The organism is Achromobacter sp. GW823-FHT04E03 (genome assembly GCF_058796095.1).
Window position 1 is genome coordinate 44995 of the sequence record NZ_JBXAIJ010000001.1, and the last position, 26457, is coordinate 71451.

Here is a 26457-nt window from a genome sequence, read left to right on the forward strand (position 1 = left end):
TTTCAGTGCTTGCATGGTCCCCGATCCCGCGACCCGGCGATAGCGATAGTTTTTCAATCTAGGGTTGAGCTAGACTTGACCCATGGCCGATCTTCCCAACCACACGCCGCCCCTGGCGGCCCTGCGCGCCTTCGAGGCCGTAGCCCGCCTGGGCAGCTTGAGCCGCGCCGCCGCCGAACTTCACGTGACCAAGAGCGCCGTCAGCCATCAACTGCGGGCGCTGGAGGCGGACCTGGGGGTGGCGCTGCTGCGCCGCGGCGGCACGGTGCGCCGCGCAGAAACCACCGCGGCGGGCGCGGACCTGTTGGCATCCGTGCAACAGGCCTTGACCCTGCTGGAGACCGCCTGCCGCAACGTGCGGGCCTCCGCCCGGGGCAAACGGCGCAATACCCTGAACGTTTCCGCCAACCCGTCGCTGGCCGCCATGTGGCTGGCCCCGCGCATCGGACGCTTCATCGAGCTGCATCCCGGCATCGACATCCAGGTGTACCTGCACGCCAGCCAGGACCCGGCCTGGAAAAGCCAGGACATCGACCTGGCGTTCCTGCACGTGCGCGCCATGGGGCCGCATATCGCCGAGCCCGGCGACATCCCGTTGATGACCGAAACCGTGGTGCCCGTGTGCAGTCCGTCGCTGGTCGATCCGGCCGAGCGCTGCGATCCTGGCGTGTTCCTGCGCCATCGCTGGCTGGAGGAAAAGCACGTCGACAGCCCGGAGACCGACTGGCGCACCTGGAGTCCGCGGCTGGGCCTGGCCGAATCCGACTGGCAGGAACCCATGGTGCTGAGCGGCCTGAGCACGGTCGCCGCAGCCGCGGCTGCCGGGGTCGGCATCGCGCTGGGCCGCGCGCCGCTGATTGACGAGGAACTGGCCAGCGGCCGGCTGGTGCCCCTGGTGCCGCACCTGCGCATGCCGGGCTCCTGGGGCTACGTGATGCGGATCCAGGCCAACCGGCCGATGGACGCCGCCTTGCCGACGCTGGTGGAGTTCCTGGCGGAAGAGGGGCGCAGCACCGGCGCCTGGCAGAACCTGGCGGACGCCGGGCGCTGAGACCGCGCCCGGGCGTCAGTCCGCGCCGCTGCGGCCTCGCGGCGGCTTGCTGATGGTGACCGCCGAGGTGACGATCAGCTCCATCAGGATGTTGCGCGCCAGGTTCTCGGCATAGTCGTTGCGCGCCTCCGCCGTGGCGATGGCGCGCTCCACCGATCCCTCCACGATGGCGTTGATTTGCTGGATATGCAGCTCGCAGATCTGCACCAGGTCCGGATGGCGCTTCTGGTGGAAGTACAGGAAGCGCCGCGCCAGCGTCTGCAGCATGGCGTGGAACTCTGCCGCGTAGCTGTTGCGCGAGGCGGCGCCGATCTGGCTGGTCAGGGTGAAATGCAGGCGCATGTACATGCGCATGTCGTTGACGGCCTTCAGGTCTTCGAGTTCGCGGGCCAGTTGCGTCAATTCGGCGCGTTCGCCGTCGTCGGCCCACTGCGCGGCCTGGGCCACGATCAGCCGTTCGATCTCGCGGCGCGCCTGAATGATCTTCAACTGGCCCTGGTAGTCGATCTCGGAGATGAAGATGCCCTGGCGCGGGGCGATTTCCACCAGGCGTTGGAACGCCAGCTTCTGCAGGGCGTCGCGCACCGGCGAGCGGCCGATGCCGACGCGTTCGCTCAGGGTGGTTTCCGACCACTGGCTGCCAGGCGGCAGTTCGCCGGTGACGATCATTTCCTCCAGGGCGCAATAGGCCTTTTCGGTCTGGCTGACAGCGGTACGGCCAAAGAGGGGGAAAGCTTGGGTCATGGAGTCGGAAGCGCGCGTTGTTGGAGTTCGCGTTTTAACACTTTGCCGGTGCTGTTCTTGGGCAGCTCCTCCAGAAAGACGTAGCGCTTGGGGCGCTTGAAGCGCGCGATGGATTCCAGGCAGAGTCGGTCCAGATCCTGCTCGGAGGCCCGGGCGCCGGGCTTGAGCACCACGAAGGCCAGCACCGACTCGCCCCATTCGGGGTCGGGGCTGCCGACCACCGAGACCTCCTGCACGGCATCGTGGCGCATCAGCGCCTCTTCCACTTCGCGCGGATAGATGTTGGTGCCGCCGCTGATGATGACGTCCTTGGAGCGGTCCTTCAGGTGCAGCAGGCCGCGTTCGTCCAGGATGCCGATATCGCCCGTATGGAGCCAGCCGCCAGCCAGCGTGTCGGCGGTGGCGCGCGGATTGTTCCAGTAGCCCTGCATTACGGTCGGCCCGCTGACGACGACTTCGCCCAATTCGCCAGGGGCTGCCGGCCGGCCGGAGGCCTCGCGGATTTCGACGTCCATGGCCGACTGGATGTACCCCACCGAGCCCAGCAGCGCGTCATCGTTGCGGGCCACGGCGTCGGCGATCTGGACGGCGGACAAGGCCGATATCGACATGGGGCTTTCACCCTGTCCGTAGATCTGCGCCACGCGCGCGCCGTAGCAGGCCACCGCGTCCTTGATGTCTTCGATGTAGAACGGCGCGCCGCCCACGATCAGCGTGCGCAGGCCGGGCGGCGGGCCGCCTGCCTGACGGGCGTGGCGCACCATGCGCTGCACGATGGTGGGGGAGGCGAACAGGCTGACGTTGCGGTAGTGCGTCAGCAGCCCGGACAGTTCTTCTTCGTCCAGGCCGCCGCTGTCGGGCACGATCTGCAAGGCGCCGTGCAGCCAGTACGGAATGCTGTAGAGGCCGCCGCCGTGCGACAGCGGCGCCACGTGGACCATGGCGTCGCCGGGCTGTACCGGCTGCACGTCGGCATAGAAGTTCAGGCACATGCCGACCAGGTTGGCATGGCTGAGCATGACGCCCTTGGGCTTGCCGGTAGTGCCGCTGGTATAGAACAGCCAGGCCAGGTCCTGGGGCGGACGCGTTTCCAGGGGCAAGGGCTGGCCCAGGGCGCCGGCCGCGTATTCGGCCGACTCCACGTCCACCACGCGCGTCGCTGGCAAGCTGCGGGCGACGGGCGCCAGCGCCTGCAGCAATTCGCCTTGCGACAGGCACAGGCGCGCATCGCTGTCGCGCAGGATGTATTCGAGTTCGTTGGGATGCAGTTTGGCGTTGACCGGCACGGCGCAGAGGCCGGCGTGCCAGATGGCCAGCATCGATTCGATGTAGCTGGGGTGGTTGCGCAGCGCCAGCATGACGCGCTGGCCGGGCAAAAGGCCCAGCGGGCCTCGCAGCCAGCCGGCCAGCGCCTGCACCCGGGCCTGAAGCTGGGCGTAGCTGAGGGGATCGCGGGTGCCGGCGGCCAGCGCGGGCTGATCGGCGTAAATAGTGGCGCTGCGGTGAAAGAGAGAGCTGAGATGCATGGCGGTCTCTGGGTTGATGGGGGCGCGGATCAGCGGCCAAGCAGGGTGATGCAGGTCACCGCCTCTTCCACGCCGTTGAAGCCGCCGCCGTTCTCGGCGATGGCGAAGCGCGCGCCTTCGACCTGGCGGGCGCCGGCTTCGCCGCGCAGCTGGATCACCATTTCGTGGACTTGCGCCAGCCCGGTCGCGCCAATGGGGTGGCCGCGCGACAACAGGCCGCCGGACACGTTGATGGGGATGCGGCCGCCCAGGCTGGTGGCGCCGGACTCGGCCATCGGTCCGCCTTCGCCGAAGGCGCAGAAGCCCAGCGCCTCGGTCTGCTGGATCTCGGCGAAGGCGGTGGCGTCGTGCACTTCCGCCAGCGACATGTCCTGCGGGCCGACGCCGGCGCGCTCGTAGGCCTCGAGCGCGGCCAGATGGCACAGGTGCCGGTCGTAGCGGTCGGCCGGGCGGTCGGTGGCGGTTCGCAGCACGCTGGCGTACAAGCGCACGGCGCGGGCGCGTTGCAGGCGCTTCAAGCCCTGGGCGTTGCAGACGATGGCGGCGGCCGCGCCGTCGCTGATGGGGGCGCACATGGGCAGGGTCAGCGGCCAGGACACGGGCCGGGCGGCCAGGGCCTCGTCTATCGTCATGGGGTACTGGAACTGGGCCAGCGGATTGCGGGTGGAATGCATGTGGTTCTTGGCGGCCACGGCGGCAAGCTGGCGCTGGGTGGTGCCGAAGGTCTTCATGTGCAGCCGCGCCAGGCTGGCGTAGATGTCCATGAACACGCTGCGTTTGCCCGGCTCTTCGAAGCCGGGCGGGGGCGTCACGTCGGGCGCCAGTGCCATCAGGCGCGCCATCTGCGCCGGCGCGTCGTGCACGTCCCAGGCGCCGTCGAACACGGCGAAGCTCTTGGCCTTGTCCTCGGAAAACAGCTTGTCCACGCCCACGGCCAGGCAGATGTCGCCCGCGCCCGAGGCTACGTACAAGTGCGCGGTGTTCAGCGCGGTGCTGGAGCTGGCGCAGGCATTCTCCACGTTGACGACGGGGATGCCGGCGATGCCCATGGCCTTCAGCGCAACCTGGCCGGCCACCATGTATTGGCCTTCGATGGAACCCTGGCCGGCGGTGGCGAAATAGGCCGCCTGCAGGTCGGCGGCGTCGCAACCCGCGTCGGCCAGCGCCTGCGTGACCGCGTCGCGCACCAGGTCCTTGACGCTTTTGGCCGGCTGCTTGTCGAAGCGGGTGATGCCCACGCCCGCGATGTAGGTGGTGTCGTTGCTCATGCTTGGATGCCCGTGGTGAGGATGGATTCGATGATGTGGCGGTCGGCCTGGACTTCCGCGGCCGATCCGCTCCAGGCGATTTCGCCGTGGTCCAGCACGTACTGGCGGTGCGCCAGGCGGGCAGGCACCTTCAGGTTCTGCTCGACCAGCACGATGCCGGTGCCCTGACGGTGGACTTCGGCGAAGACCTCGATCAGTTCGTTGACGATGCGCGGCGCCAGCCCCTCGGTCGGCTCGTCCAGCAGCAGGACGCGCGGATTGCCCAGCAGGGCGCGCGCGATCGACAGCATCTGCTGTTCGCCGCCGGATAGCTGGTCGCCATGGAAGCCTATGCGTTCGCCCAGCCGCGGAAAGACCTGCAGCACCCGGTCCTGCGTCCAGTAGCCGGGCTGGTGCGCCAGTGCGCCCATGCGCAGGTTTTCGCGCACCGTCAGGTTGGGGAAGATGCGGCGCGTGTCGGGCACCAGCGCGATCCCGTCGCGGCTGATCTGTTCGACGGCGCGGCGCGTGGCGTCCTGGCCGGCGATCAGGCGGTTGCCGGCGGACAGCGGCATGAGCCCGATCAGCGTCTTGAGCACGGTGGACTTGCCAGCGCCGTTGCGCCCGACGATGGCGACGATCTCGTCCTGGGCCGCGCGCAAGCCTATGTTCTTGAGCGCCAGCGCCTGGCCGTAGTGCACGCTGGCATGTTGCAGTTCGATCATGCCGCCACCTCCTCGCCCAGATAGACGGCGCGCACGGTGGCGTCGTCGCGGATGGCGGCCGGCGGTCCCTCGGCCACCTTGCGGCCGTTGGACAGCACCACGATGTGTTCGGACAACGTCATGATCACGTCCATGTTGTGTTCGATCAGCAGCACCGTGCGGCCGGCGGCGGCGTGGCGGATCAGGCGGGTGGCGGCGGCTATCTCATGGTGGCCGACGCCGGCCAGCGGTTCGTCCAGCAGCAGGATGCGCGGGTCCGGCAGCAGCGTCAGGCCCAGCTCCAGCGCGCGCTGCAAGCCGTAAGACAAGGTACCCGCCACGGTGTCGCGCCATGCCGTCAGGTCGGTCAGTTCCAGCATGGCGTCGATGGTGGACGCCAGGCGGCGGTCGTAGCGCGGCGCCAGCCAGAACGGCAGCAGATGCGAGTGGCTGATCTGCGCGGCGATGCGCAGGTTCTCCAGCACCGTCATTTCAGGAAAGATCTTGGTGATCTGGAAGCTGCGGCCGATGCCATGCCTGGCGCGCTCATGGGCCCGCAGGCGCGAGATGTCCGCGCCGTGGCACAGGATGCGCCCGCCATGTCCGGGCAGGTTGCCGGACAGCACGTTGAGCAGGGTGGTCTTGCCCGCGCCATTGGGGCCGATCAGGCCGTAGACGCGGCCGGTTTCGAAGGCGTAGCTGAAGTCCTCGATGGCGCGCAGCGCGCCGAAGGTGACGCTGACCTGTGCGCATTGCAGTGCGATATCGCTCATGACGGGCTCCCTTCGCGCGGCGCCAGCGGCACGGCGGGGGCGGGTGGACTGGCGGGGGCGGGCGCCGCGGGGCGCTTGCGGCTCCAGCGGGCCTGCAGCGCGCCCAGCACTCCTTGCGGGAAGTACAGCGTGGCCAGGATGAAGACCAGGCCCAGGATGCCGTACCAATAGGGCGTCCAGCCGCTGAGCCATTCCTTCAGCGCCTCGAACAGCAGCACGCCGGCCACCGGTCCCCACAGGGTGCCGGCGCCGCCCAGCAGGGTCATGATGATGACGTCGCCGGAGGTGGTCCAGTGCAGCATCTGCGGGTTCATGTACATCAGCACCGCGGCCAGCAGTCCGCCCGCCAGGCCGCCGACGGCGCCGGACACGAGGAAGGTGATCTGCTTCAGGCGCTGCACGTTGTAGCCCAGCTGGGCGGCGCGGATCTCGTTCTGGCGCACGCCCGCGACCGCGCGGCCGAAGGGCGAAGCGCGCAGCATCGCCATCAAGGCCATCACCAGGGCGAACACGGCGGCGACATACCAATAGAAGTTCACGGTATCGAAGAAGTCTATCCCCGCGAGTTCCGGCCGGCCGATGCCGGGCAGGCCGTCGGCGCCGCCGGTCCATTCGCGCAACTTGCTGTCGGCCAGGATGTACATGAGCTGCGACAGCGCCAGCGTGACCAGGGCGAAGAAGATCCCCGAGACCCGCAGCGCGAACACGCTGAAGATCCAGGCGCAGGCCGCGCCCGCCACGACGGCCAGCGCCAGCCCGGCCTCGAACGGCAGGCCGTAGCGCTGGGTGGCCAGCGCCAGCGCGTAGCCGCCGGTGCCCAGGAAGGCCGCGTGGCCGAAGGACACCATGCCCAGCAGGCCGAACACCAGGTCGAAACCCACGGCGAAGATGGACCACACCATGATCAGGATGGTCAGGTTCAGGAGAAAGTCGTTTTGCGTGCAGAAGGGCACCGCGATCACCGCGGCGGCCACGCCTGCCGCGATGGCGGCATCTTGGCGGGAAGTCGTCATGCCAGCCTCGCTGGGCGGGAGAACAGTCCTTGCGGACGGGTGAGCAGGGTGGCGATCAGCATGGCGAACGTCAGGATGTCGACCCAGCTGGGCATGAAGGTGTAGCCCACCGCACGCACCATGCCGATCAACAGCGACGCCGCGACCACGCCGCGGATATTGCCCAGCCCGCCCAGGATCACCACGATGAAGCAGTCGATGATGGTGTTGGTGGCCATGCCCAGCTCTATCGGGAACAACGGCGCGGAGATGGCGCCGGCCAGCCCGGCCAGCGCCGCGCCCACGCCGAACACCGCGCTGCGGATGGTGGCGGCCGGCAGGCCCAGGATGCGCACCATTTCGCCGTCGCTGCTGGCCGCGCGCACCAGCATGCCGAAGGTGCTTTTCTCCAGCACGAAGAACAGCGCGGCCGAGACCAGCAGGCCGAAGACGATGACGAACAGGCGGTAGACGGGGATGGTGCTGCCGGCCAGTTCGACCGTGCCCGCCAGCAGCGCCGGCATCGGCGTTTCCTGGTAGCCCAGGCCCCAGACGAACTTCACGGCCTCGCTGATGACGAGGATGAAGCCGAAGGTCAGGATCAGTTGATAGAAGTGCGGGCGGTTGTACAGCGGTCGCAGGGCCAGCCGTTCCATCGCCACGCCGACGAGGCCGACGCCCACCGTTGCCACGACCAGCCCGGCGATGAAGGAACCGGTGCGCAGCTGGATGTCGAAGGCCAGGTAGGCGCCCAGCATGTACAGCGCGCCATGGGCGAAGTTGATGACGCCCAGCATGCCGAAGATAAGCGTAAGGCCGGACGCCAGCAGGAACAGCAGCATTCCCAGGCTCAGGCCGATGATCACGGTGGACATGGCAAAAATCCGTCAGGCGGCGCGCAGGGGCGCGCCGGGGGGAAAACCGGTCCACGAGGACCGGCGGGTGCGTCACTCGGCGGCTTCAGCCCGCGCAGGGTTCGAAAACCTGATCCGGCGGGAACACCTTGACGATGTCCATGACGTAGGCGGGCTGCGGCGGCTTGCCCGTGTCCACCACGCCCCACAGGCCGTTCTGCATGGCCTGGTGGTCGCAGGCGCGCATGGTTTTCTTGCCTTCCACGGAGTTGGTGCGCTCGCTGGCGGCAAACGCCTCGACCCACTTTTCCTTGTCCCAGGTGCCGGTCTTGTCGACCACGTCCAGCCACCAGCTCATGCCGTCGTAGGCTTCGCCAGCGGCGGCCGAGGGGAACTCGTTGTATTTCTTGCGGAAAGCCTCGACGAATGCCTTGTTGGCGTCGTTCTCGACGGTGAAGTGATATCTCACGCCCGACTGCACGCCGACCGCGGTGGGGCCGACGCCGGCCGCCATGGTCTCGTCGGCGATCACCGGGCCGAAGATCTTGCGCGTCTTGCCCAGTTCGATCTGGCCGGCCTGCTTGACCATGGTGACGGCGTCCGAGCCCGTCATGAACAGCGCCACGCCGTCGGCGTTGGAGCGCGCGATCTTGTCGGCGATGGAGGAATAGTCGCGATTGCCCAGCGGCGGGAAATCGGCGCCCACGATCTCGATGCCGGCCTTCTCGGCTTCGCGCCGGTACCAGTCCCAGCTGTCGCGCGTGGCCTGGTAGTCGGCCGTCACGCCGTAGATGCGCTTGAGCTTCTGCTCCTTGGAGTAGGCCAGCGCCATGCGCTGCTCCATGCCCAGCGTGTTGGAGGTGCGGAAGGTATAGCGCGAGCCGCCCGGCACCGTGATCTTGTCGTCGGCCGACATGGTGACCAGATGGGGAATCTTGCGCTGCTTGGCGATGTTCATGATGGCCAGCGTGCTGGCCGAGCTGACCGCGCCGAAGATCATCTGCGATCCATCGGAGATCAGGCGGGTGGTTTTCTGCACCGCGGGCTGCGGCTTGGTTTCATCGTCTTCCCAGGTGACCTGGATGGGCTTGCCCAGCACCTTGCCGCCGCGCTGCTCGATGGCGATGGTGACGCCCTTGCGCATGTCTTCGCCAAAGATGCCGTAGGTCCCCGACAGCGAGACCACGCCGCCGATCTTGAACGTGTCGGGATCGGCGGCGCGCGCCCCTGTCGCATACAGGGCGCACAGCGCCAGCGCGCCGCAGGCGGCGTGACTCCATGTCTTCATTTTCTGTCTCCGCGTATTTTTCGTTATGGCTCGTAATGTTTTACGTAGCGCGGTTGAGATACTACGTTTTGGATTGTGATGTGAAAAATTGGGGAATACCCGAGCGCCGAGACAAAAAAAACCGCCCCGAGGCGGCAAGCGCCTGGGGCGGTTCGGGGTGGGGACCGGCTTGCGGTCAGCGCTGGCGCGCTTCGGTCTGTTTCAGCGCCGACTGCACCATGCTTTCGACCAGCGGGATGACCTGGCCCGCCAGGTCGGGGCGATAGGCGTAGGGATGCGTTTCGTCCATGTAGGTGGACTGGCACATTTCCAGCTGGATGGCGTGGACGTTGTCGGCGGGCTTGCCGTAGTGGCGCGTGATGTAGCCGCCCTTGAAGCGGCCGTTCACCGCCCAGGTGTAGGCGGTGTTTTCGCGCAGCCGCTCTTCGACGGGCGCCAGGATGTCGGGCGCGCAGGCCGCGCCGTCGGCGGTGCCGATGTTCAGGTCGGGCAGCTTGCCTTCGAACAGGCGCGGCAGCACGCTGGCGATCGAGTGCGCTTCCCACAGCAATACGGTGCCGTGCTCGGCCTTGATGCGGTCGATCTCCTCGCACAGCTTGGCGTGGTAGGGCTTCCAGTAGGTCTGCAGCCGGTGTTCGCGTTCCGCGTCGGTCAGGACGGCCTCGTTGCGGTAGAGGGCCTCGCCGCGGAAGGTCTGGATCGGGCACAGGCCGGTCTTGGTCTGGCCGGGATACAGGCTTTCATCGTTGGGCGGGCGGTTCAGGTCCACCACGTAGCGCGAATAGCGCGCGCCGATGACGGACGCGCCCAGCGCCTCGGCGAACCTGTACAGCGTGTCCAGGTGCCAGTCGGTGTCGCCCGACTGCAGGCCCAGCGGCGTCATCTGCGCGCGCTGCGAGTCGGGGATCATGCTGCCCAGATGGGGAATGGAGATCAGCAGCGGCGCCGTGCCGCGGCTGAATTGGTAGATGTCGCTCAAGTAAAACTCCGGGGGAAATGGCGGGGCGCAGGCAAGGGCATGCCTGGCAGCGTCCCTGGGTGTCCGGTATTGCGCCCGGCGGGGCAATGCCGGCAATCATAGTGGATCGGGCGCACGCCTATGGCCGCGGCGGCGCGGCGTCGCTGGTCCAGGGCGCGCCGTCGCGCCATCTGTCGGCGATGGCGTCGATCAGGACGCGCACCTTGGGCGCCAGGTGGCGCCGGTGCGGATAGACCGCGCACACCGGCGCGCCGGCCGGCGCTACCGATTCCAGTACCGGCGCCAGCCGGCCGGCGCGCAGATCCTCCCCCACCAGGAAGGCGCCTAATTGGACGATGCCTTCGCCCGCCAGCGCGGCGTCGCGCAGCGCTTCCGTGTTGCCCAGCCTCAGCCGTCCAGCGACATGAACACTGCGTTCCTGTGCGTTGACGGCAAAGCGCCAGGGCACCAGTGCGCCGGCATGGGTGTAGGCCAGGGTGCGGTGGCCAGCAAGGTCATCCGGGCTGGCTGGCGCGCCGTGGCGGGCCAGGTAGCCGGGCGCGGCGCAGGTGATCAGGCGATGCGGCGCCAGCACCCGGCGCACCAGCCGGCTGTCGGTTTCGCCGCCGATGCGGATGGCGACGTCCACGCCGTCACGCACCAAGTCGATGTAGTCGTCGGAAAAGCTGACGTCCGCCTCGACTTCGGGCCAATCGCGCAGGTAGTCGCGCAGCAGCGGCATGATGTGCAGCCGTCCCAGCGATACCGGCAGGTCGATGCGCAGCCGGCCGCGCGGCGCCTGCTTGCGGCTGGCCATGGCGTCGGTGGCGTTGTCCACTTCGGACAGGATGCGCTGCGCATGTTCGTAGAAGACGCGGCCTTCGTCGCTGAGGCTGACGCTGCGCGTGCTGCGGTGGAGCAGCCGCGCGCCCAGGCCCAGTTCCAGGCGCGCGATGCACTTGCCGACGGCCGAACGCGACAGGCCCAGCTTTTCGGCCGCGGCGGTAAAGCTCTGGGTGTCGGCCACGCGCACGAACGCGAGCAGATCGCCGATGTGGTCCAGACGGGCGGCTGGGTAGGATGAATTGCGCACGATTCGTCCCTTGTGTTTATTGGTTTTCCTACTTTATCAGCGAAATGGAAACAGTAGACTGCCCAGGAGTCGGCCCGGCCTGGGCCTTGCCTGGAACCTTTGACCATGACTCGCGGCATTTCCCCTGAAGACCACGCCATCGCCGGCGCTTCGTTTACCGAACCCATGCCTGAGCGCGCTGGCTGGCGTGCGTGGCTGGGCGTGATCGCCGTCGGCCTGGCGACCTTCTGCGTGGTCACCACCGAAATGCTGCCGGTGGGGCTGTTCGTGCCCATCACCGCGGCGCTCGACGTTTCGGTGGGCATGGGCGGCTTCATGTTGTTCGTGCCGGCCATCCTGGCGGCGCTGTTCGCGCCGCTGGTCGTCATCGGCGCGAAGGGGGCGGACCGCCGCGTGATCCTTTGCGGTTTGCTGGCGCTGCTGGCCTGCGCCAACGCGGCCAGCGCCTGGGCGCCCAGCATGGCGTGGTTCCTGGCGGCGCGGGTGCTGGTGGGCTTTTGCATCGGCGGCATCTGGGCGATCGCGGGTGGATTGGCGGGCAGGCTGGTCGGGGCGGGCTCGGTGGGACTGGCCACTTCCGTCATCTTCGGCGGGGTAGCGGTGGCGTCCGTGCTGGGCGTACCGCTGGGCGCCTTCATCGGCGAGCTGGCTGGCTGGCGCGCGGCCTTCGGCGCCATGGCCGCGCTGTGCGCCGCCGTGCTGCTGCTGAATCTGCTCAACCTGCCGCCGTTGCCCACCGCGCGTTCGCTGCGTCCGCGCCAACTGGTGTCGCAGTTGGCCAATCCGGGCCTGCGGCGGGGTCTCCTGATCACGCTGTTCCTCGTCGCGGGCCATTTCATGGCCTACACCTTCGTCCGTCCGCTGCTGCAGATCCACGCGGCGTTCGGAGAGAACTGGATCGGACCGCTGCTTTTCGCCTACGGCGCGGCGGGTGTGGCGGGCAACTTCCTGGGCGGGACTGCGGCCGCCAGGCGGCCGGCCGCGACGCTGCTGATGATCGCGGTCAGCCTGCTGATGGTCTTGCTGCTGCTGGGCATGCTGGGGCAGTTGCGCCCGGCCGTCGCGGTCTTGCTCTTGCTGTGGGGCCTGGCTTATGGCGCGGTGTCGGTGTCGCTGCAAACCTGGATGATGAAGGCCGCGCCGGATGCCGTGGAAGCCGCCACATCGCTGTTCGTCGCGGTGTTCAACCTGGGCATCGCGGCAGGTTCGCTGCTGGGCGTGCCCAGCGTGGACGCATTGGGGCTGCGGGCCAATCTATGGCCGGCCGCGGCCTGCATGCTCTGGCCGGCGCTGATGCTGGCGCGGGCTGGGTGGGGCGAGTGGCGCGGCGATTACGCGCGGAAGGCGCGCAACAGGGTATCCACCCCGTAGCGGCAGGTGGCCAGATGGTCTGCGTCGGGGCCGTCGGCGCGGCCGCCGGTCAGCCGCGCGTGCGAGGCGATGCCGTTGATCAGGTTGCCCAGGGTACGCGCTGCCAGGCGCGGATCGTCGATGCGCAATTCGCCGCGCGCGCAAGCGCGTGTCAGGCATTGTTCCAGGGGCGCGTGCAGTTGCACTTCCACCGCCTGCCGCAGGGATTCGGCCAGGTGCGGCAGGCGATGCGATTCCGACACGATCAGGCGGTAGAGCGCAGCCGATTTGGGCTGCAGGGCGTAGGTCAGCAGGCGTCGCGCAAGTTCATGCAGAGCGGGACCGACGGGCTGGTCCAGCATGGCGTCGGCGAAGACTGCCGCGCGCATGCCGTTCAATTCGTGCTCCAGCACCGCAACCAGCAGGCCTTCCTTGTTGCCGAATAGCTGGTAGGCGGTGGCCGCCGACCCGCCCGCCTGGCGCACGATGCGCTGGATGGAAGTTTGCGCGTAGCCGTGCTCCAGCAGTGACTGGGTTGCGGCTTCGAGCAGGCGCTCGCGGCGCGCCTCGCCCCGGCTGGTCAGCGCGCGCGGCGCCGTATCGTCTGGAATCGTATTCACTTCATTCCCATGGCCGCGTATCGGTCGCGGACTCTCTTGCACCAGGCGGATGTCTGGTTGAATTTGTGTAATGTATAGTACATTACGCGCTTGCAACATCATCCAAGCAGCTGTGACCCGCCGCAACGCCGGCGCCCGCAGCGCTCATCACCATGATCGACGACCTGGTTCAATTGGGAAAACTGGTCAGCCTGGGGCTGGCCTTGATGCTGCCCCTGGCCAATCCCCTGACCTCCATGACATTGCTGCTGTCCCTGGGCCAGCAGATTCCCTATAAAGAGCGCGAACGCCAGGTCAGGCAGGCCGCCTTCTACGTGGTCGGCATCATGCTGGTCACCTACTACGCCGGCGCCTGGATCATGCATACCTTCGGCATTTCGATCCCGGGGCTGCGCATCGCCGGCGGGCTGATCGTGGCCAGCATCGGCTTCAGCATGGTGTTCCCATCCGCGCCGTCGACCGCCTCCGAGGCCGACGTGGCTGATGCCCAGGCCAATCGGCAGACGCCCAACATCGCCTTCGTGCCGCTGGCGATGCCTGGCACGGCGGGCCCCGGCACCATCGCCATGATCATCAGCGGCGCGGCGACCCTCGATGCCTCGGTGACGCAGACCTATGCGCCCTGGGTGCTGGCGGTGACTCCCATCCTCGTGTTCTCCCTGCTGGGCCTGCTGTTCTGGATATGCCTGCGTTCGGCCGGGCGCATCGTGGCCGTGATCGGGCAGGGCGGGGTGGAAGCCATCTCCCGCATCATGGGCTTCCTGCTCGTGTGCATGGCGGTGCAGTTCGTGATCAACGGCGTTCTGGAAATCGTGCAACAGCATGGCGGCATGTAATCGACCCGGGCGCGGCTGCCTGGCGATCGCCGGACGCGTCATCTTCAGTCTTGTTCTTATCCTGTCCGCGCTGTGGGGCGGTCTGGCGCTGTTCTACCGCATGCCAGGCGGCACAGTGGTGCAAGGCGCAGCGGCGCTGGCCTGGGCCGCGCTGTGCCTGTATGCGGCCGTCGCGCTGTGGCGCGGACGCACGCGGCGATCCGCCTGGACCTGGTTGATCGGCATGGCCGCGCTGTGCGTCTGGTGGCAGACTCTGGCCCCGTCCAACGACCGGATCTGGGCGGACGATGTGGCGCGCACGCTGCGCGGCAGCGTCTCCGGATCCATCGTCACGTTGGACAGCGTGCGCAACTTCGACTGGCAGGCCGATACCGACGCGCGCTACACGGCGCGCTGGGAAAGCCAGCAGTACAACCTGAACGAGCTCGTTTCCGTGGACATGGTCCTGTCGTACTGGGGCAGCCCGGCCATCGCCCACACGCTGGTCTCCTTCGGTTTCACCGACGGCCGTCACGTCGTGTTTTCGGTCGAGATCCGCAAGGAACGCGGCGAGCAGTTTTCCGAGATCGGCGGCTTCTTCAAGCAGTTCGAACTGAGCGTGATCGCCGCGCAGGAGCGCGACATCCTCTACGTGCGGGCCGGGCCGCGCGCCGAACGCGTGTACCTGTATCCCGTCGACATGCCCGTGCCCGCCATGCGCGAATTGTTCTTGTCCTATGTGCGCACCGCGAATGAACTGGCCGACGCGCCGCGCTTCTATCACACGGTGACCGCCAATTGCACGACGCTGGTCTACAGCATGGTGCGCGCCATCGTGCCGGGCCTGCCGATGGATTACCGCATCCTCCTGTCCGGCTACCTGCCGGAATACCTCTACGAACAAGGCGGGCTGGATACCCGCAAGCCGCTGGCCAAGCTGCGCGAACAAGCCTACCTTGGCAAGCCCGCTTTGCCGGGCCCCGATCCGGTCGAGTTTTCGCGGGCCATCCGCCAGCCGGCATCCGCTGGGGCCGCGCAGTGAGCGGAATCCGGGCGGCCGGCGCGAAGGGCGGCGCGATCCTGGCCCTGCTGCTGTGCGCCGGCTGCGCAGGTGTCAAGGTGTCTTCCGTCAGCACCCAGGACTACATCGCCCAGCGCCGCGGCGACGTGCTCACCACCGGCCAGTTGAGCGCCTCCGCGCGCGAGTCCATGGCCGTGCTGGGCCTGAACGCGCAGGAATGCCGCAAGGATCGCGACGCCTGTACCCGCGCGCTTGCCACCATGGATGGGCTGGACAGCGAACGGCGCCTCTCCACGCTGTCCGAAGTCTGGCTGATGGAGGCGTTGGCCACGGAGAAGCAGCGCCCCGACGGCCAGGCCGGCCAGGACGAGCTGCTGGACGCCTATCTGCAGACGGCGCGGGCCGCCTATGCCTATCTGTTCTTCACGCCGCGCTCGCCCAGCGACCGCGCCTTCGAGGACCGCCAGACCCAGGTGCGCGACTATTACAACTACGCGGTGCAGCAGGCCGTCACGCGCCTGTTCGAGCAGCATCGCGGCCGTCCGCCGGAACCCGGGGCCAGCATGGCGGCGGGACCCTGGCAGGTCGTGGGCGAGATGTCCGATGTCAAGCTGCCCGGCGGCAAGCAGTTTCCGCACGAACTGGTGCCCGCGGCTAACTTGACCTTCCGGGGGCTGCGCAGCATGTACCGGCGCGACGGCTTCGGCGCCGAGTTGGTGGCGGTCACGGCGCGCCGTGTCAACGATGCCGACACCTTCAAGACGCCGTACAGTGAAACGCCGTTTCCGGCAGTGACCGTCATCATGGCTTTTCCCGGCGGCACGCTGGAGGAAGTCATGGCCACGCACAATGCGACCCTGGCGGCCTACGATCCATACAAGCGGGACTCGGTCGAACTGGCCGGCACGAAGGTGCCGCTGGCCGCCAACTTCACGTCGGGCTACGGCCTGTGGCTGGCGCGGTCGGGCTTCGCCACCCAGGCGCTGCGCAACGTGCTGGGCAAGGAAGAGGGCATCGACGCGCCGCACGTATACCTGTTACAGCCCTACGACCCGGACCGGCGCACCGTCGTCATGCTGCACGGTCTGGCGAGCAGCCCCGAGGCCTGGATCAACGTCGCCAACGAGGTGCTGGGCGATGAAACCCTGCGCCAGAATTACCAGATCTGGCAGGTCTATTACCCGACCAACACGCCGCTGGCGCTGAACAACCGCGCCATCCGCGATGCGCTGCGCCAGACGATCGAGCATTTCGATCCCATGGGGGCGGCGCAGGCTTCACGCGATGCCGTTATCATCGGGCACAGCATGGGGGGCGTGCTGAGCCGGCTGCTGGTATCCTCGTCCGGCACCGTGCTGTGGGACGCATTGCGCGACCACGCCAAGCTGGACGAGACCCGCCTGGCCGAGGCGCATGCTGAATTCGACCCGGTGCTGAGCTTCGAGCCATTTCCCGGCATCTCGCGCGCGGTGTTCATCGCGGCGCCGCACCGGGGTACGCCATTTGCCGAGAACACTTTGTCGCGTTGGCTGTCCAACCTGATCACGCTGCCTGTGACCGTAGTCAGGCAGTTCGCCAAGCTCAACAGGCTGGCCGACGCCGATGGGCCGCCCCGGCCAGAAACCTCGATCCGGGTGCCCAATGGCGTGGACAACCTGAGCGAAAAGGACCGATTTGTGAAACTGACCGAGTCCATGCCGATTTCGCCGGCGGTGCGCTACCACAGCATCATTGCGAACAATACGCCCGGCGTCCCGCTGGCGGATTCGGACGACGGGCTGGTGCCGTACCGCAGCGCGCATCTGGACGGAGCCGAGTCCGAGAAGATCATTCCGTTCTCGCACAGCGTGCAGGAGACGCCGCAGGCGATCCTGGAGCTCAGGCGCATTCTGCGGCTTCAGCTGGAACAGGGAGCGCGCTGATGCACGGGTTGTTGTTCGGCCTGCTGGGCGCCGCCGCCGGTATCTTGATCGCGGCGCTGTTGCGCCAGCCGGGCGTACTGCTCTATGACTGGATCGCGACGCGCGCAGCGGCCAGGCGCCAGGCCACTTTCCGCAAACGCCAGGCCCGGATCGTCGAGGCAGCCGCGCGCGATGCGGCGAAGGCCAAGCACAGGCGGCCTGTCACGCAAGCCGGATAATCCTGCGCGCAGGACCGAAATGGCCGGCCAGGGACCGCTGCGCCGGCCTATCGGGATTCCAGCCCCAGGTGCCCGCGCAGCGTGCGGTGCTGGTACTCGGTGCGGAACAAACCCCGGCGTTGCAACACCGGAATCACTTGCTCGACGAAATCGTCGATGCCTCCGGGCAGGGAAGGCGGCATCAGATTGAAGCCGTCGGCGCCTTCGTTGCGGTACCAGTGTTCCATCCTGTCGGCGATCTGTTCGGGCGTGCCCACCATGGTGCAGTGGCCGCCGCCGGCCGCCAACCTTCCGAGCAACTGGCGCACGGTGGGCTTTTCGGTTTCGATGATGCGCAGGATGGTGGCGTAGCGGCCCTTGGGGCCGGTGAATTCGGCCAGGGGCGGCAGGGTGGGGACGGGCGCGTCCAATTCCCAGGCGGAGCAATCCTGCAGCACGAACATGCCCAGCTGGCGCAGCGACGCGTCGCTGGGCAGCAGCGTGTCCAGTTCGCGCTGCTTGGCCCGGGCTTCAGCCTCGGTCGAGCCCACGTAGGTGACCAGGCCCGGCATGATGGGCACGAAATCCGGGCGTCCGGCGGCCAGCACGCGCCGCTTGATGTCGCGGTAGTAGGCCTGCGCCGCGGGCAGGTCGTAGGCGACGGCGTAGATCGCTTCGGCGCGCCGCGCGGCCAGATCGCGGCCCTGGTCCGAGGCGCCGGCCTGGAACAGCACCGGGCGGCCTTGCGGCGGACGCGGCACCGTCAGGGGGCCATCGACCAGGAAATGCTCGCCATGATGGCCGATCTTGTGCACGCGCGCAGGCACGCCATAGTCGCCGGCGCGATCGATGGCCAGGGCATCCGCGTCCCAAGAGTCAAACAGCTTCAATGCGACGTCGACGAACTCCTCGGCGCGCGCATAGCGCCAGTCGTGCCCCGGCATGGACTCGTAGCCGTGGTTGCGCGCTTCGGCGTCGAACATGGACGTGACCACGTTCCAGCCCATGCGACCGCCCGAAATATGGTCCAGCGAGGCCACCATGCGGGCTGCGTGAAAGGGCGTGAAGAAGGTGCTGGAGACCGTGCTGATCAGGCCGATGCGGGAGGTGGCGCGCGCAATCGCGGCCATGGCGGTCAGCGGTTCCAGGTGCCAGCGCGGGCCGTCGCCGATGTTGTCGACCGATTGTCCGTCGGCAAAGAAAATGGCGTCCAGCTTGCCGCGTTCGGCGGTGCGCGCCAGTTCCTCGTAATAGGCGATGTCGCCCAGCCGCTCGGCGGCCGAATCCGGATGGCGCCAGGCGGCGCGATGGTGGCCGCAGCCGAAGATGAACAGGTTCAGATGCAGCATGGCGATCCGGCCCGGGCAGGGGCGGTAAAAGGCGCGATAGGCATGGTCAGGCTCTACGATTGCGGCGGCGGACAGGAAAACTGCCGCCGCACGCGGGCGAACTTAGCACAAAAGCCGTGGGCGGTCGTCCGTGCCTGGCGCGTTGACATTGCCGTGCCGCTCTCCTAATCTTGCGGCAATTCCTGGGGGAGCCCTGCAAGGGCTGAGATTCCGCGGCATCGCGGTAACCCTTTGAACCTGATCCGGGTAATGCCGGCGAAGGGAAGGACATCGCGCAGTCCGCGCGCCCTCCCTAGACTTTCATTCATCTTGCGGCCTGCGCACCAGCGTGGCGGGGCCGCCGCGTTGCGCGTCCGGCTGTCCGCCGGCAGCGGGAGGACCGATACTCATGTTGACCCAATCAACCGCCCTGATGTGGCTGCTGCTGTTTTCGGGCGGCTTTGCCGTGGCCAGCGTGCTGTACACCCGCCGCAAGCGCGGCACGCTGGAAGACTACATCGTCGCCCGCAACAGCCAGGGCGCCTTCGGCACCATCCTGACGCTGATGGCCTCGACCCTGGGCGCCTGGATCCTGTTCTCGCCGGCGCAGGCGGCGACCTGGGGCGGCCTGGCTGCGGTCATCGGCTACGCGCTGGGATCGATGTCGCCGCGCCTGGTCATGATTCCGCTGGGACGGCGCATGCGCGAACTGATCCCCCACGGCCACACCCTGACGGAATTCCTGATGGCGCGCTACGGCCGGCCCATGTACGGCCTGGCGCTGTTCATCATGCTGTTCTATCTCTTCATTGCCCTGTCGGCCGAAGTCACGGCGATCGCCAAGCTGGTCACCATGCTGGCGCCGGTGCCGCTATGGGCCACGGCCGCCATCGTGATGGGCACCACCTTGCTCTACACCACCTACGGCGGCCTGCGCTCGTCCATCTTCACGGACCAGGTGCAGATGATGGTGATCGTGCCCCTGCTGGTGATCCTGTGCCTGGTCGGCTGGCAAGCCGCGGGCGGGGCCATGCCCACCATCGAAGCGCTACAGGCCAAGGCGCCGCAGTTGCTGGACCTGACCGATCCGGTGGGCATCAAGGCGGGGCTGACCTTCTTCGTCGCCATCCTGCTGACCGGGATATTCCACCAGGGCAACTGGCAGCGCATCTATGCCGCCCGCGACGCGCGCTCCATGCGCAACGGTTTCCTGCTGGGCGGCCTGCTGGTCGCGCCCTTCATCTTCCTCATGGGATTGTTCGGCCTGGCCTTCGTCGGCCTGGCGCCGCAGGGAGACAGCTCCATCGCGCTCTTCAGCGTCATCATGCCGCATGCGCCCGCATGGTTCGTGATCGCGCTGATTCCATTGGGGCTGTCGCTGGTCATGAGCACCGCCGACACGGCGATCAGCGCCGTCTCCAGCATCATCGCGGTCGACATGCGCCGCCTGATGCCCAACGCCAGCTCCATGACCATGAAGCGGCTGGCGCGCTGGCTGGTGCTGTTGATGGCCATTCCGGTCATGATCGTGGCCTCGCAAGGCTACAGCGTGCTGTACCTGTTCCTGCTGGCCGACCTGCTGTGCTCCGCGGCCGCCTTCCCGGTCTTCTACGGATTGTTCAGCCGCAAGCACGACGGCCTCACCGCCACCGTCGCCACCATCTCCGGCTTGGCGGCCGGCCTGTTCTACTTCCCGGCGCCGGGCGACAAGCCCTCGTTCCTGCTGGAGTCCTTCCTGCTGGCGGCGGTGGTGCCGGTGGTGACGACCGTGCTGATGCGCTGCCTGTTGCGCGGCCGCAAGGAGTTCGATTTTTCGACGCTGAGCGCGGCGGTGCGCCGGCTGGATCGGGATCCCGTCTAGGCGCCCGCTTTGCAGCGCGGCGCTTTTCAGCGAGCGCCGCGCTGCGTTCATGGCGCGCGCAGCGCCTTCTTGTCCACCTTGTTGGCGCCCGTGTAGGGCAGGGCGTCGAGTATGCAGATGACCGCCGGCACCTTGTAGCGCGCCAGATTCGATTGGCAGTGCGCGATCAGCCCGGCTTCGTCGATTGCCGCGCCCGGCCGCAGGACGACGAAGGCGCGGATGACCTCGCCGCGGTAGCTGTCGGGCCAGCCCACCGCCGCGGCTTCGGCCACGTCGGGATGCAGGTACAGCACTTCGTCGACCTCGCGCGGGTAGACGTTGTAGCCGCCGGAAATCACCAGATCCTTCTTGCGGTCCCGGATGTACAGGAATCCGTCCTCCGCGAATTCGCCGATGTCGCCCGTGTACAGCCAGCCGTCGCGCAGGGTTTCAGCGGTAGCGTCGGGCCTGGCCAGATAGCCTTGCATGATCTGCGGCCCCCGCGCGCGGATTTCGCCGCGCTGGCCGGGTGCCAGCACGACCGAGCCTGTTTCCAGGTCGACCACCTGCACCTCGGTGCGCGCGACGGGCGTGCCAACCGAGCCATGGCGGGTTCCGGCCGGGCCGTTGTAAGTCAGGATGGGGCCGGCCTCGGTCTGGCCATAGCCTTCGTAGATCGGCGCGCCTACCGCAGCTTCCCAGCGCCGGTGCACCTCTTCGGCCAGCGGCGCGGAACCGGAATAGCAGGCCCGCACGCTGGACCAGTCGGTGCCGCCAAAGCGCGGATGCGACAGCAGGCCGGTATAGATCGTGGGGCTGCCCGGAAACAGCGTGATACGCTCGCGCTCCACCGCGTCGCAGACGTCGTCGGGCCGGTAGCGCAGCAGCACCACCAGCGTGGCCGCCGCGCTGGCGGCCAGGAACAGGCCCATGGCCATGCCATAGGAATGGAATAGCGGCATGGCGCAAAGCACGCTGTCGGCGCCGTAGCGGGTGGGCAGCGCCAGTTCCCGCTGCAACACATTGGTGGCGATGGCGTCGCGTCCGAGGATCACGCCCTTGGGATGTCCGGTCGTGCCGCCGGTGTATTGCAGCAGGGCGGGCGCCTGGGCCTCGGCATCGTCCAGCGGCGCATCGTCCATGCCAGGCTCCAGCCACGCACGGGCTTCGTCTTCCGCGACCAAGCGGATGCCCAGCGCCGCAGCCAGCGGCGCCGCAACGGCGATGGACGCGGCATCGGCAATCAGCAGCGCGGGCTGCGCGTCGCGCAGGATGAATTCCAGTTCGCGCGCCGTATAGAGCGGATTGAGCGGCACATGCTGGTTACCGGAGCACTGCAACGCCAGCGTCACCACACAGGCCAGGTCCGAATTGCCCAGCAGGGTTGCGATCCGCGCGCCGGACACCGTACATGCTTGCAGACGGCGGGCCGTCGCCCAGACTTCGGCGGCGTAGCGCCGGTAATCGACGCGCCGCGCGCCGCAGACCAAGGCCGTGCGTTCGGGCCAGTCGCGCACCGCGCGGGCCAGCAGCGCGGGAATGCGCAGGACGCCTTCGAGGCTGGATTGGCTCATCGTGCAGCTCCGCCAGCGTCCACGCGCAGGACCACTGCCATTGCACTGTCGCCGGCCGCGCAGCCCGTGAAGAGGCCCAGTCCGCCGCCGCGCTCGGCCAGTTCCTCGATAAGCTCGATGACGGACCGCAGGCCGGTCGGGCTTTGGGGATGGCCCCACACCAGCGAGCAGCCATAGTTGTTCATGGCCATGACGTCCAACCCCGTGGCGCGCGCCAGCGCGATGTCGGAGACCACGAAGGGATTGTGCGTCTTCACCGCATGCAGGTCGGCCGCGGCCAGGCCGGCGCGTTGCAGCGCATGGCCGGCGGCTTCGATGGGCGCCTGCGGCATGTAGCCCTTTTCGGTGCGCGACTGGCCGAAGCCCAGTATCTCGATGCCGATTTCAGGACGTTGCGACAACTCCCGCGCACGTTCGGCGGTTGCCAGAATCATGCCGGCGTTGCCGTCGGCCGGATGCGTCTGCCCGCCATAGGTGATGGTGCCGCCGGGCAGCACGGGCGTCAGCCGCGCCAGACCCTCCGCCGTCGTCGCGTGGATGCCTTCATCGCCTTCCAGCACCGTTGCGGTCTTGGCGTAGCGCGCGTCGGGCACCTGGAAGGGCAGCGTCATGTAGCGCTGCTGGAACCGGCGGCCGTCGGCGCAGGCCTGCGCATATTGCTCGTAACGGCGCAGCGTGACCGCATTCTGCTCGTCCGTGGAAATGCCGTGGCGCTCGGCCACGCGCTCCCCGGTCTGCAGCATGGACAGGCCGCTCCAGGGATCGTGGGAAAAATTGTCCAGCACCCAGTTTTCATGCGCGCCGGAGCCACCCGGGCCGGCGGGATCGGGATGGTAGAGCTGCGGTCCGTTGGACACGCGGTCGGCCATGAGGACCAGCGAGGTCTCGGCGTTGCCGAGCATGAGTTCGGCCGCGGCCGTGGCCAGGCCCCGCGCCGAGGTGGCGCAAGCCTGCGAAACCACCGGCCCCGCCAGATGGGGCGCGCCGAGCATGCCGGCCACCCAGGGCAAGCCGTAGAACGAGCCCTGCTGCGGCACCGAGCAGCCCAGCACCGCGCTCTGCAGCGCCGCGGGCGCGATGCCGCGGCGTTCCAGTTCGCGGCTCGCGGTCCAGGCCGCGAAACGCAGGCTGTGCAGTCGCGACAGGCTGCCCTGCCAGCGCGAGAAAGGCGTGCTCCAATACGCGCCATAAGGAATGTGTACGCCGGTCATGCGGACTCCTGCTGCAAAGGGGCGGCTTACGGCAGGAACTGCCAGGCGCCCGAACGGGCCTGCATCAGCACGACGCCGCGCTCGTCCAGGCCGTTGTGGTTGGTGGGCGACATCATGTAGATGCCCTGTGTGCCGATGGTGCCCTGCAGGCTTTCCAGGGCGTCGCGCAGCGCCTGGCGGAAGGCCGGGGTGCCAGGCTGGGTGCTCGCCGGAATCTTGGCCACGGCCGCGTCCAGCAACAGATAGGCGTCGTAGGTATATGGCGCGAAGGCGTTGCGAGAGTCGGCGCCGTAGGTCGATTCATACTGCTGGGCGTAACGCGTGGCGACCGGCTTGATCGGGCTGTCCGCGGGCAGCTGTTCCACCACCTGCACGGGCCCGCTGGGCACGATCACGCCATCGACTCCCTTGCCGCCGAGCTTCAGGAAATCCTTGTTGATCACACCATGCGTGTTGTACTGAACGCCCTGATAGCCGCGTTCGCGCAACGACAGATGGGGCAGGGCGCCCGGCGTGCCCGAGCCCCCGACCAGCACCGCGCCCGGATTGAGGGCGACGATCTTCAGCACCTGCGCCGTGACCGAGTTGTCGGTGCGCGCATAGCGTTCGTTGCTGAGCACCTTGATGCCGCGCTTGGCGGCCGATTCCTGCAAGGCGCGGTAGACAGCGTCGCCCCAGGCGTCCGAAAACCCGATGTAGGCCACGCTCTTCACGCCGCGCTTGACCATGTCGGCGGTCAGCGAGTCCACCATCAGATCTATGCCGTGAGCCACCACGAAGATCCATTCGGCGCGCTCCGGGCTGACCGCGATGGGCGCCAGCGAGAGTTGCGGCGTGCGGGCTTCGCGGGCGACTTCCGTGACCGCCATCGAGGTTGGCACGTTGCTCGGGCCGATGATGGCGTCCACCTTGTTCTCGGTGATCAGCTTGCGGGCGGTCCTCACCGCGGACGACGGATCGGTCGCATCGTCCAGCGCGATGTATTCCACCGGCTGGCCGCCCAGCGTCTTGGGCAGGAGCGGCACGGTGCTGCGGTACAGCGACCCCATGGAGGCTCCGGGTCCGGTGCTGCTGGCGATCACGCCAATGCGGATGTCGGCGGACGCGGCGGCAGGCGCCAGGGCGCAGGCCAGCGCCAGCGCGGCAAGACGATGAAACATGGCTATTCCCCTTTTTTGAATATCGCCCGACTAGCGGGATGCCCCCAGTATGGGCGTGTCGGCGATAACTGGATAATTGCGGTTCCTTATCAATCGATAACCAACTCACCGACCGCATTCCATGCCGGACATCCCCACTCTGCAGCAGCTGCGATCGCGCCTGCGCATCCGCCACCTGGTCTTGTTGCACGAGCTGGGACGGGTCGGAAATCTGCACCGGGCAGCCGAAGCCATGCACCTTAGCCAGCCCGCGCTGAGCAAGCTCCTGGGCGAGGCCGAGGCGCTGGCAGGGCAGCCCTTGTTCGAGCGTTCGCATCACGGCGTCGCGCCGACCGCGCTGGGCCTGCTGATGATCGATCGCGCGCGCCTGCTGCTGAATGAACTGGACGCGACGCACGCCGAACTCGCGGCGGCCGCCAACGGCGCGACCGGCAAGGTCCGGGCAGGCATTTTTCCGGTGGTGGCGCACCTGCTGGTGCCGCTTGCGGTGCAAGGCCTGCAAGAAAGCCATCCAGCCCTGCGCATAGAGCTGTCCGAGGGCCTGGAAAAGCAGTTGCTGCCCGCCTTGCGTGCGGGCGAGCTGGACTGCGTCGTGGGACGGCTGGGGGTGGAGGGTGCGGACGCGGATCTGCAATGCGAGATCCTTTACGACGAGGCTACCGCAGTCGTCTGCGGCCCCGCCCATCCGCTGGCCTCGCGCAGCCGCCTGAGCGGCGCCGCGCTGGACAACTGCCGCTGGGTGCTGCCGTCGCGCAACGCCGCGCTCTACAGCATGGTCGCCGCCGCCGTCTCGGCGCGCGGCGCGGGCTTTCCGCAGGTAGCCATCGAATCCAGCGCCATTCTGACCATCGTCTCGTTGTTGCAGCGGACCTCGCTGCTGTCGGCCATCCCGCTGCGTGTGGCGCGCTCTCTGGCGGCAAACGGGCAACTGGCCATCCTGCCGCTGGCCTTGCAGGCGCGGCTGCATCCCGTGGGCATCATGACGCGGCGAGATGCGCGCGCCGCGGCTGCGGCATCGTTGTTCCTGGATGCGCTGCGAGTCGCTGCGACGACGGTGCGCGCCGACGCAAGCGTTTGAATGCCGGCAGTCAATAAATAAAATATAAACAAGTAATCATGTTTGTTTATATTTTGAAATATTTCAGGAGTTTAACTATATTGCGACAGCGGCCTTTTCTTGATTTCAGCCGTGCGATTTTCAAATGATTGCGATGCAAATGCACGGGGACGGAATTCGGAATGAAGCGGTGGGCACAAGACCTTCTATTGGCGACTAATAGCGCAACCACTGAGCAAGCTGTTTTCACGAAGGTGGCAGCCGCTGCATTGGATTTGGGGTTTACTTATTGCGGGTATGCAGTGGGGACGGCCTTGCCGTTTACCAACCCTCAGGTCGTCATGATCAGCAATTATCCGACTGTGTGGCAGGAGCGCTACGCACAGGCGCGTTACGTGGAAGTCGACCCTACCGTAAAACACTGCAGCCAGTCTGCGCTGCCTATCGTCTGGTCGGAGAGGGTATTTGCCGAAACGCCAGAGCTTTGGGACGAGGCGCAGGCAGCCGGGCTTTGTGTGGGATGGGCCCAGTCGAACCTGGACGCGTACGGAACCGGCGGAATGCTGACGCTGGCCAGGCAGAAGGAGCAACTCTCCGATGAGGAACTGCTCAGCAAGGAATTGCGCATGCGATGGCTGGTGACCGTTGCGCACCTGGCGCTCAGCAGGGTCTTGCTGCCGCGATTTAAATTAACGCCGGATACTCCGCTGACCCGCCGCGAGACCGAAATTCTAAAATGGGCGGCGGACGGCAAGACCAGCAGCGACGTGTCCGAAATACTGGCGATTGCCGAGTCGACGGTCAGATTCCATACGAAAAACGCCATTTCCAAGCTCGGCGCCCGGAATCGGACTGCAGCCGTCGCTCGCGCCGCGTTGCTCGGACTTCTACGATAAGTGGGCGGCGCCTTGGCAGCCAGTCGATTTCCGCACGTTGCGGGATCGAGATTCGGCAGATGCCGGAACCCGGCGCATAAAGCAAGACAGGGCACTACATCGTTAAATGTAGTGCCCTGTCTTGGCGGGAATTTTGGTGGAGCGGAGGAGGATCGAACTCCCGACCTTCGCATTGCGAACGCGACGCTCTCCCAGCTGAGCTACCGCCCCAATGAAGCAAGACCAAGACTATACAG

At 67.3% G+C, this 26457-nt stretch carries 24 protein-coding genes, 1 tRNA gene and 1 riboswitch; of the genes, 9 read left to right on the top strand and 16 right to left on the bottom strand.

Annotation, left to right across the window (positions count from 1 at the left end; translation table 11 throughout):
- Positions 1-82: 82 nt before the first annotated feature.
- Complete coding sequence (locus tag AC1RHV_RS00215) at positions 83-1051, top strand: LysR substrate-binding domain-containing protein (protein WP_492299584.1); 969 nt, start codon at positions 83-85, stop codon at positions 1049-1051.
- Positions 1052-1066: 15 nt separating this feature from the next.
- Here the strand turns inward: AC1RHV_RS00215 and AC1RHV_RS00220 are convergent, their stop codons facing one another.
- From AC1RHV_RS00220 to AC1RHV_RS00265, 10 genes are all read right to left on the bottom strand, one after another.
- Positions 1067-1795: a GntR family transcriptional regulator gene (locus AC1RHV_RS00220; RefSeq protein ID WP_119449390.1), complete on the bottom strand. Its 729-nt coding sequence runs from the start codon at positions 1793-1795 to the stop codon at positions 1067-1069.
- Entirely contained in the window at positions 1792-3321 is a 1530-nt protein-coding gene (locus tag AC1RHV_RS00225) for an AMP-binding protein (protein WP_119449391.1), read from the bottom strand. The genes AC1RHV_RS00220 and AC1RHV_RS00225 overlap by 4 nt, the downstream gene beginning before the upstream one ends.
- A gap of 29 nt (positions 3322-3350) precedes the next feature.
- The gene (locus AC1RHV_RS00230) at positions 3351-4589 is read right to left on the bottom strand and encodes a thiolase family protein (RefSeq protein WP_492299585.1); all 1239 of its coding nucleotides are present in this window, start codon (positions 4587-4589) and stop codon (positions 3351-3353) included.
- On the bottom strand, positions 4586-5293 hold the full coding sequence (locus tag AC1RHV_RS00235) for an ABC transporter ATP-binding protein (protein ID WP_192327268.1): 708 nt from the start codon (positions 5291-5293) through the stop codon (positions 4586-4588). The genes AC1RHV_RS00230 and AC1RHV_RS00235 overlap by 4 nt, the downstream gene beginning before the upstream one ends.
- The gene (locus tag AC1RHV_RS00240; RefSeq protein WP_175162579.1) at positions 5290-6045 is read right to left on the bottom strand and encodes an ABC transporter ATP-binding protein; all 756 of its coding nucleotides are present in this window, start codon (positions 6043-6045) and stop codon (positions 5290-5292) included. The genes AC1RHV_RS00235 and AC1RHV_RS00240 overlap by 4 nt, the downstream gene beginning before the upstream one ends.
- Entirely contained in the window at positions 6042-7058 is a 1017-nt protein-coding gene (locus AC1RHV_RS00245; RefSeq protein ID WP_054456534.1) for a branched-chain amino acid ABC transporter permease, read from the bottom strand. Before AC1RHV_RS00245 ends, AC1RHV_RS00240 begins: the two co-directional genes overlap by 4 nt.
- Complete coding sequence (locus tag AC1RHV_RS00250) at positions 7055-7912, bottom strand: branched-chain amino acid ABC transporter permease (protein WP_492299586.1); 858 nt, start codon at positions 7910-7912, stop codon at positions 7055-7057. Before AC1RHV_RS00250 ends, AC1RHV_RS00245 begins: the two co-directional genes overlap by 4 nt.
- A gap of 85 nt (positions 7913-7997) precedes the next feature.
- Positions 7998-9179: an ABC transporter substrate-binding protein gene (locus AC1RHV_RS00255; RefSeq protein WP_054456536.1), complete on the bottom strand. Its 1182-nt coding sequence runs from the start codon at positions 9177-9179 to the stop codon at positions 7998-8000.
- A gap of 175 nt (positions 9180-9354) precedes the next feature.
- Entirely contained in the window at positions 9355-10158 is an 804-nt protein-coding gene (gene hutG / locus AC1RHV_RS00260) for an N-formylglutamate deformylase (RefSeq protein WP_492299587.1), read from the bottom strand.
- A gap of 118 nt (positions 10159-10276) precedes the next feature.
- The gene (locus AC1RHV_RS00265) at positions 10277-11230 is read right to left on the bottom strand and encodes a LysR family transcriptional regulator (protein WP_492299588.1); all 954 of its coding nucleotides are present in this window, start codon (positions 11228-11230) and stop codon (positions 10277-10279) included.
- A gap of 105 nt (positions 11231-11335) precedes the next feature.
- Between AC1RHV_RS00265 and AC1RHV_RS00270 the strand changes: the two genes are divergently transcribed.
- Entirely contained in the window at positions 11336-12601 is a 1266-nt protein-coding gene (locus AC1RHV_RS00270; RefSeq protein ID WP_492299589.1) for an MFS transporter, read from the top strand.
- Here AC1RHV_RS00270 and AC1RHV_RS00275 read toward each other — a convergent pair.
- Positions 12562-13200 carry a TetR/AcrR family transcriptional regulator gene (locus AC1RHV_RS00275; protein ID WP_054456539.1) on the bottom strand — a complete coding sequence of 213 codons (639 nt, stop codon included), beginning with the start codon at positions 13198-13200 and terminating at the stop codon, positions 12562-12564. The two genes, AC1RHV_RS00270 and AC1RHV_RS00275, sit on opposite strands and share 40 nt — an antisense overlap.
- Positions 13201-13352: 152 nt before the next feature.
- On the opposite strand from AC1RHV_RS00275, the gene AC1RHV_RS00280 reads away from it, so the two are divergent.
- Genes AC1RHV_RS00280 through AC1RHV_RS00295 form a run of 4 tightly spaced genes read left to right on the top strand, consistent with a single transcriptional unit; the run spans position 13353 to position 17176 of the window.
- On the top strand, positions 13353-14036 hold the full coding sequence (locus AC1RHV_RS00280; protein WP_054456540.1) for a MarC family NAAT transporter: 684 nt from the start codon (positions 13353-13355) through the stop codon (positions 14034-14036).
- On the top strand, positions 14023-15057 hold the full coding sequence (locus AC1RHV_RS00285; RefSeq protein WP_306653306.1) for an Lnb N-terminal periplasmic domain-containing protein: 1035 nt from the start codon (positions 14023-14025) through the stop codon (positions 15055-15057). Before AC1RHV_RS00280 ends, AC1RHV_RS00285 begins: the two co-directional genes overlap by 14 nt.
- Positions 15054-16958, top strand: coding sequence for an esterase/lipase family protein (locus tag AC1RHV_RS00290; RefSeq protein ID WP_492299590.1), 1905 nt, complete (start codon positions 15054-15056; stop codon positions 16956-16958). Before AC1RHV_RS00285 ends, AC1RHV_RS00290 begins: the two co-directional genes overlap by 4 nt.
- Positions 16958-17176: a hypothetical protein gene (locus AC1RHV_RS00295; RefSeq protein WP_175162594.1), complete on the top strand. Its 219-nt coding sequence runs from the start codon at positions 16958-16960 to the stop codon at positions 17174-17176. The genes AC1RHV_RS00290 and AC1RHV_RS00295 overlap by 1 nt, the downstream gene beginning before the upstream one ends.
- 47 nt (positions 17177-17223) lie before the next feature.
- On the opposite strand, the gene AC1RHV_RS00300 is transcribed toward AC1RHV_RS00295, so the two are convergent.
- Positions 17224-18504 carry an LLM class flavin-dependent oxidoreductase gene (locus AC1RHV_RS00300; RefSeq protein ID WP_054456544.1) on the bottom strand — a complete coding sequence of 427 codons (1281 nt, stop codon included), beginning with the start codon at positions 18502-18504 and terminating at the stop codon, positions 17224-17226.
- Between the two features lie 174 nt (positions 18505-18678).
- Positions 18679-18785: riboswitch (TPP riboswitch) on the top strand.
- Positions 18786-18892: 107 nt separating this feature from the next.
- Between AC1RHV_RS00300 and AC1RHV_RS00305 the strand changes: the two genes are divergently transcribed.
- Positions 18893-20344: a sodium:solute symporter family protein gene (locus AC1RHV_RS00305; protein WP_119449093.1), complete on the top strand. Its 1452-nt coding sequence runs from the start codon at positions 18893-18895 to the stop codon at positions 20342-20344.
- A gap of 47 nt (positions 20345-20391) precedes the next feature.
- On the opposite strand, the gene AC1RHV_RS00310 is transcribed toward AC1RHV_RS00305, so the two are convergent.
- Genes AC1RHV_RS00310 through AC1RHV_RS00320 form a run of 3 tightly spaced genes read right to left on the bottom strand, consistent with a single transcriptional unit; the run spans position 20392 to position 24268 of the window.
- A complete protein-coding gene (locus AC1RHV_RS00310) occupies positions 20392-21897 on the bottom strand; it encodes an AMP-binding protein (protein WP_492299591.1) in 1506 nt (501 codons plus the stop codon).
- Positions 21894-23108 carry a thiolase family protein gene (locus AC1RHV_RS00315; protein ID WP_492299592.1) on the bottom strand — a complete coding sequence of 405 codons (1215 nt, stop codon included), beginning with the start codon at positions 23106-23108 and terminating at the stop codon, positions 21894-21896. Before AC1RHV_RS00315 ends, AC1RHV_RS00310 begins: the two co-directional genes overlap by 4 nt.
- Before the next feature lie 26 nt (positions 23109-23134).
- Positions 23135-24268, bottom strand: a complete 1134-nt coding sequence (locus tag AC1RHV_RS00320; protein ID WP_492299593.1) for an ABC transporter substrate-binding protein — start codon at positions 24266-24268, stop codon at positions 23135-23137.
- Positions 24269-24389: 121 nt separating this feature from the next.
- Here AC1RHV_RS00320 and AC1RHV_RS00325 point away from each other — a divergent pair, with 121 nt between their 5' ends.
- Together AC1RHV_RS00325 and AC1RHV_RS00330 are read left to right on the top strand one after the other, a co-directional pair.
- Positions 24390-25346: a LysR substrate-binding domain-containing protein gene (locus tag AC1RHV_RS00325; RefSeq protein ID WP_119449089.1), complete on the top strand. Its 957-nt coding sequence runs from the start codon at positions 24390-24392 to the stop codon at positions 25344-25346.
- Between the two features lie 161 nt (positions 25347-25507).
- A complete protein-coding gene (locus tag AC1RHV_RS00330; protein ID WP_175182252.1) occupies positions 25508-26221 on the top strand; it encodes an autoinducer binding domain-containing protein in 714 nt (237 codons plus the stop codon).
- Between the two features lie 134 nt (positions 26222-26355).
- Here AC1RHV_RS00330 and AC1RHV_RS00335 read toward each other — a convergent pair.
- A tRNA-Ala gene (locus tag AC1RHV_RS00335) sits at positions 26356-26431 on the bottom strand.
- Between the last annotated feature and the right edge of the window lie 26 nt (positions 26432-26457).

Bases quoted from the DNA above. Each gene is read 5' to 3' on its own strand.
- AC1RHV_RS00215 (WP_492299584.1), top strand. From the start codon at position 83: ATGGCCGATCTTCCCAACCACACGCCGCCCCTGGCGGCCCTGCGCGCC.
- AC1RHV_RS00220 (WP_119449390.1), bottom strand. From the start codon at position 1,795: ATGACCCAAGCTTTCCCCCTCTTTGGCCGTACCGCTGTCAGCCAGACC.
- AC1RHV_RS00225 (WP_119449391.1), bottom strand. From the start codon at position 3,321: ATGCATCTCAGCTCTCTCTTTCACCGCAGCGCCACTATTTACGCCGAT.
- AC1RHV_RS00230 (WP_492299585.1), bottom strand. From the start codon at position 4,589: ATGAGCAACGACACCACCTACATCGCGGGCGTGGGCATCACCCGCTTC.
- AC1RHV_RS00235 (WP_192327268.1), bottom strand. From the start codon at position 5,293: ATGATCGAACTGCAACATGCCAGCGTGCACTACGGCCAGGCGCTGGCG.
- AC1RHV_RS00240 (WP_175162579.1), bottom strand. From the start codon at position 6,045: ATGAGCGATATCGCACTGCAATGCGCACAGGTCAGCGTCACCTTCGGC.
- AC1RHV_RS00245 (WP_054456534.1), bottom strand. From the start codon at position 7,058: ATGACGACTTCCCGCCAAGATGCCGCCATCGCGGCAGGCGTGGCCGCC.
- AC1RHV_RS00250 (WP_492299586.1), bottom strand. From the start codon at position 7,912: ATGTCCACCGTGATCATCGGCCTGAGCCTGGGAATGCTGCTGTTCCTG.
- AC1RHV_RS00255 (WP_054456536.1), bottom strand. From the start codon at position 9,179: ATGAAGACATGGAGTCACGCCGCCTGCGGCGCGCTGGCGCTGTGCGCC.
- AC1RHV_RS00270 (WP_492299589.1), top strand. From the start codon at position 11,336: ATGACTCGCGGCATTTCCCCTGAAGACCACGCCATCGCCGGCGCTTCG.
- AC1RHV_RS00280 (WP_054456540.1), top strand. From the start codon at position 13,353: ATGATCGACGACCTGGTTCAATTGGGAAAACTGGTCAGCCTGGGGCTG.
- AC1RHV_RS00285 (WP_306653306.1), top strand. From the start codon at position 14,023: ATGGCGGCATGTAATCGACCCGGGCGCGGCTGCCTGGCGATCGCCGGA.
- AC1RHV_RS00295 (WP_175162594.1), top strand. From the start codon at position 16,958: ATGCACGGGTTGTTGTTCGGCCTGCTGGGCGCCGCCGCCGGTATCTTG.
- AC1RHV_RS00300 (WP_054456544.1), bottom strand. From the start codon at position 18,504: ATGCTGCATCTGAACCTGTTCATCTTCGGCTGCGGCCACCATCGCGCC.
- AC1RHV_RS00305 (WP_119449093.1), top strand. From the start codon at position 18,893: ATGTTGACCCAATCAACCGCCCTGATGTGGCTGCTGCTGTTTTCGGGC.
- AC1RHV_RS00310 (WP_492299591.1), bottom strand. From the start codon at position 21,897: ATGAGCCAATCCAGCCTCGAAGGCGTCCTGCGCATTCCCGCGCTGCTG.
- AC1RHV_RS00315 (WP_492299592.1), bottom strand. From the start codon at position 23,108: ATGACCGGCGTACACATTCCTTATGGCGCGTATTGGAGCACGCCTTTC.
- AC1RHV_RS00320 (WP_492299593.1), bottom strand. From the start codon at position 24,268: ATGTTTCATCGTCTTGCCGCGCTGGCGCTGGCCTGCGCCCTGGCGCCT.
- AC1RHV_RS00325 (WP_119449089.1), top strand. From the start codon at position 24,390: ATGCCGGACATCCCCACTCTGCAGCAGCTGCGATCGCGCCTGCGCATC.
- AC1RHV_RS00330 (WP_175182252.1), top strand. From the start codon at position 25,508: ATGAAGCGGTGGGCACAAGACCTTCTATTGGCGACTAATAGCGCAACC.